Here is a 5,181-nt window from a genome sequence, read left to right on the forward strand (position 1 = left end):
AACCATGATCGCGCGCCTGCCTCCCTCTACGCCCAGGAACAGGTCCACGGGATGGAACTCACTGATCCTGGAGAAGGACCCGTCTACCCCTGTATGCTCCGCACGTCTGAAGACCTCCTCAATCGTCACGGCTCCTCCTCAAAGTCGTCGTCGTCGCCGAGTTCGATTGAGGAGCTGAATATCTCGCGCCACTTGACGACGTTGATCTTGTATCTCGCAAGCGTCTGCGTGATGCCCGCATCAAGGCGAGGGAAGCTCAGACCGATGGCCACCAGAGCACCCTCGCCCAGGTCAGGAAGACCGGGGCAATCCTCACCGCCACTGAAGTCCTCCTGCGACATTGCCAGCTCCGGTTCGAGGACATGGATCAGGAGGAGCGGACGCGAGCGCACCGCACGGTAGAACTTGTCTGCAACGTTGATCTCCTCGGGCAGCTTTTTTTTACGTCCTTCCTCGGCCGCCATCTCCACCTCTGCTTCATGGGCCAGGCGGCGTGCCTTTTCAGCCTCGTCGACCGTGAGCCCCGCCTTCTCGACACCGCGAGACCCGACGCGACGCTTCGCGCCGGAGACTTCGAGAACTCCCGGGGGGTCCATGCGCACCTTGCGCTTGAGGCGTTTGAATTTACGATGTCCGATCTGGATCGGATCTCCCTCTCCCTCAGGAATGGCGACGTCCCACTCCTCCATGAGCCCTGTAGGCATCCGGTCGAGGAGAGCGGCGATAGCGTCCGGCTGGAACCGGAATTCGGTCTCCGGCACCTTGAAGTTGCGCAGGAGGTCGGCAATCACCTGCCGGTGAACACCTCGCATGAGCCGCGGCCCTGACGGCTGAATCTCCGACACGCCCGTTGTCGATTCTGCGGCCTCAACGAACGATTTAATCTGGCTCCAGTTGTCCAGCAGGGGCTTCGCCCTGGCGTGCAGTTCGACGCTCTCGAACGCCTCCCCGCTGACGGAGATCACCCTCGTGATCTCCTTGGCAGTGCGCATCTTGTTGCGGGCGGTGACCAGGAGGGAGTCGGGAGAAGCCCGTACCGCCAACCCGAACTCCTTCGGCGTACGGCGCAGCCGGTACATCCGCTTGAGTTCGGACCGCAGTTCCTGCGTAGCATCGCTGATGTGCCCGTACCAGTCGATGGCGTCCTGAGGGAGCCACACCCGGCACAAATCCTCGTAGCCCGGTCGGTATCCGAACCACCGGCCCATCTGAAGGAGGGTGTCGTACATCTTGGTGCTTCGGCGGAAATAGCTGACGACGAGCCCCTCTAGCGTCAGCCCACGTGACAGGCTGTTGCCGCCCACTGCAACGACGCGGAGGCCGGTATCCTTGTGTGCCTTGTAATTGAGCGCTCGCGGTCCCGTACGTTGATTGACGGCGATGGTGGTCACCGGGAGGACGGCATTCCGAAGCGCCCCCTGCACGGTCGGCCAGTCAAATCCGCAGTCTCGGTACTCCTCCTCCCATGCGGCGTGCAGGGCTGCAATGGTCGCATTGTCGAGCGCCGTGGCCGGGGGAAGGCTGGAGAAGCTGCGTATGGCTGTCTGGGTACGCTCCAGCTCTGCACGCAACAACCCCTCCACTCCCGGGTCGTCCGGGCCTCGCCCACTCTGGACCCCGGTGAACTGGCTCACGTTGACCAGCATAGATCGATGGGTGGGGCCCTCGCCGCGCAGGTCCCGAATCGCGTTGGCGACCAAGAATATGTGGAGGGCTTTAATCAGTGAGCCCGGGAGAGCGGTGACCTTGAAGTTAGGCCGGTGCTTGAACGGGATCGCGGCAGCGGCATCATCAATGCTGCGGAGGTGTAACGCCGAACCGCTGTCGTCCATGAAGATGCGACGCGGCCCGAAGTAGTTCGTCGGCGCCTGGAGGGTGTAGATGAAGTCACGTGGAAAGAGGTCGTCTCCCAGCATCCCGTCCTGATCATCGGGGTTTACGAAAATGTTGGCGAATGGCGTTGCGGTGATGCCCACGTAGGTCGTCCGACGGAACAGGGTCAGCAGTTCCCGGATGCGCTCGTTCACCCGAGTCGGGTCACTGTTCTCGTCGTTGGTATTGATAGACGCGTTGTCCGCCTCGTCGTCAATGATCAGCGTCGGAATGTCGATGGCGCCTGACTGGGTGGTAGTATTGTAGCTACGCAGCCAGTCGCGCAGATTCTCAAGAATCTTGGTGTGCTTCTTGATGACGACGATTGCTGGCTCTCGAAGCGCGTTGAGACCCAGCCCCAGCGTATCGAGTGTCGTGCTCCTGAAGTCCGCAGAGCTGGACGTGAAGACGGTCGCTTGGCGTCGCCCGTCGATCAGCCCGACACCTACTCGGAGGTCGCGACGATTCCGCTTTAGCAACTCGCTGCTGTCGAATCCAACGAAGCCCTCGTCGAGACGCGCCTGGGTCTGCTGGCGCAGACTCTCGATCGTCCCGGTCAGTAGAATGATGAAGCGGTACCCGGCGTCAGCTGCCTTGCAGATCAGGGCGGAGTACGTGGCCGTCTTGCCCGATTGAACGTCCCCCATGACGAGGCCACGCCTCTTCCAGGTGTTGAGTTCTGCGGGATTCCCGAGGAGGTCGAGCACGTCATCAGTGGTCCGGTCAAGGCCAGAGAGCACGCCCGCAGGCCAGCCTTGCCGCTGGAGCCACTGCTTGAATCGGTCCCAGTAGTAGGGCTCGATCTCCGGTCGGCGCGCATGCACCCAGGGGACGTGCTTCTCCACCAGCGCGAAGCCCGTATCCATTTTCACCAAGCATCGCGTCAGGAGCTTCGAGAGCACCTGGGCCTTGATCGACTCGTCCGAGCCGTAGACCGGCGCCAGCCGCTCTACGATCTCGCGGATCTCGTCCTCGGTGGGCACGCGGTCAGGCGGAAGCGCTACGAGAGCCATATTCACTATAATGTCGGTGTTCATCATCTCAGCCTCCTCTGGATCTGTTCAACCAGGCTGGGGTACAGGGCGAACGGCTCGAAATTACCGAGTCCAGCGAGAAGACGCTCGCGCTCGACCGGACGATCGGCGAAAGCCGAGAGCATTTGTCGTGCGAGTTCCTCCAGGTGGGCGACGACAACTTCGTCATCGTAGGTCTCCTTCCTGAGCCCAATTCGTTCATTGGCTCGGTCGTTGTAAATGGCCTCGACCGGCAGACTGGAAGAGATGGCGCGCAGCACGTTATCGATCTCGGAGAAATGCCCGTTCTCTGCACTGAGGCGCAGAGTCGCCACGACGGGATGGTTCCAATCAACCTCGTAGCGGACACCGTCGCGGTCCTCGATTCGCGTCCAGATAGGCTGAACCCTCCCAGTGCCCGTGACCCGCCCCCTGTACTCGTGGATGGTCCGACTAGGTCTGACCATGGTCGGTACCAGCCCGCGGAGTCGTTCCCGGATGACCGCGGGCGGAAAGGCTGCGGACTTCTTGATGTCCAGGCTCCAAAGGTGGTCAAGGGCATTGGGGACATCAACACGAACGCGCGTGAGCTTGGTCAGCTCCTCTTGGCGGAACAGGCGGAACCAAGTGCCCCAGACAATCAGGCGCTGGTTGCGGTAGACGTAGAACCCCTGCTGCCTGCGCAGCCCTGCCTCGCCACCAGCTTTTTCGATCTGCGCCCGGCTCAGTCGTGAGATATGGGGAAGAGTGAACGCCCTGAGAAACACGCATTGGCCTTCGACCAGAATGCGCTCCTCGGGGCCAGCCATCGCCCCCTCGCCTTCCAGGAAGGGATCGAGCGGCTCTACTGGGTAGTCGTTGATCTCGATGGCAAGCTGGGGTGGACGGCCGGTGAGGTGACGATGAAAGACGAGTGCGAGGTGCTCTTCGACTCTGCGGATGCGCTCGCTAAGAATCGAGCCATCCCCTGCATCGCCGGCAGCAAGCCGATCGAGTTTCTCCCATGCCACCAGCGTGCCGTGCGTCTGCGCCAGCAGGTAGCTGACGAAGGGGACAAGCTCTATATCCCCCGGGTCGAGCACGCCAGCTACCCAGTCACCTTCTCGTTCTACAAGGTCCAGGTCCCACATCATTCCGTGGGTTCTGCCATCCTTCCGAGTTACCACGGTCAGCCTACGGCATTGTGACATTGAGGCCGTCTTCATCCCCAGCCCGAACCGGCCAAGGTCGTCCTCAGGGCGAACGTCGTTCGGGTTTCGGGAGCCGTGCCGCATGGCGTGGGCGAGTTCCTCCTCGTCCATCCCGTGCCCGTTGTCCAAAAGAGCCAACGCACGCGGGCTCCCAGGATCAAAACGAATGCGGACCCGCGTCGCCATGGCCGTGATGCTGTTGTCGATCAGGTCGGCTACAGCTGCTGCCGTATCGTAGCCAATGGCCCGCATTGATTCCAGCAGGACCGGCGCGAAGGGGGGAAGTGACTTATACTTCATAGCCGACCATCCAAGGCACGCCAGCTTGGCTCATTCCCCCGGTGCCCAGTGGCCTGGGGCAGCTGGACACGCCGATATTCAACCGCACCGCGACCAAGCGATCAACCAACCCAGAAGCGGAATTCCGCGTGTCCCGTCCACCCCCATTGGGGTACGTTCGACCCATTTAGCCTGCCCCGGTTCCGTGGCTCTCCCGCACGTAATGTGATTCGCGAGCGAGGGATCAGGCGGTGTCGGCAGGGTGCCGCCGTGGCAAGTACTACTGGGAATGAGAGAGTTGTACTCGATTCCCTGCTCTCGGGTGGAGCGGGTGACACGTCACAGTCCTGCGGGAGCTGTCGTCGTGGCGCGCCCAGAGAGCAGAGGTGCGCGTTGTCCCTTCTGCAAGACGCACAGTGACACCCCACACAGCACGTACGTCCGGCGTCCGGCGTCCGGCGTCCGGCGTCCGGCGTCCGGCGTCCGGCGTCCGGCGAGCACTCCGTTCAGCTTTATCTGCATGTGCGCTGCTTCTCCTGCTGAAACACGAAGTGCGCTCGGCGCACCTTCGCGGAGCGACTGCCCGGCCTGCTCGCCCCACTGTTGCCGCGCACGTTGGTTGATGGTCGCGTGAGCGTAAGCGTTCAGGTGGGATGGGCGGTTGAAGAAGGAGCAGGCCAGCAGCCGACGGTAGGCCTGGCGCTCGCTGACGCGGCGTGGGGCATGGGACACGGCGTGTCGTGGCCGAGGTCGACCCCAAGGATGCGCGCATCGCGGAGCTCGAGCGTCAAGTCGAGGAGCTGACTCGACTGGTGCAGGAGCTGCGG

2 protein-coding genes are annotated in these 5,181 nt (G+C 62.4%); both read right to left on the reverse strand.

All coding sequences use genetic code 11. From position 1 onward, the window contains the following. Positions 1 to 125: 125 nt before the first annotated feature. A complete protein-coding gene (locus G4D87_RS33260) occupies positions 126 to 2,912 on the reverse strand; it encodes a Z1 domain-containing protein (RefSeq protein ID WP_163786707.1) in 2,787 nt (928 codons plus the stop codon). Then, positions 2,909 to 4,375 (reverse strand): ATP-binding protein, encoded by a 1,467-nt coding sequence (locus G4D87_RS33265; RefSeq protein WP_163786708.1) that lies wholly within the window; start codon positions 4,373 to 4,375, stop codon positions 2,909 to 2,911. The genes G4D87_RS33260 and G4D87_RS33265 overlap by 4 nt, the downstream gene beginning before the upstream one ends. Positions 4,376 to 5,181 lie beyond the last annotated feature (806 nt).

It is taken from the genome of Myxococcus vastator (genome assembly GCF_010894475.1).
Taxonomy (GTDB): Bacteria; Myxococcota; Myxococcia; order Myxococcales; family Myxococcaceae; genus Myxococcus; species Myxococcus vastator.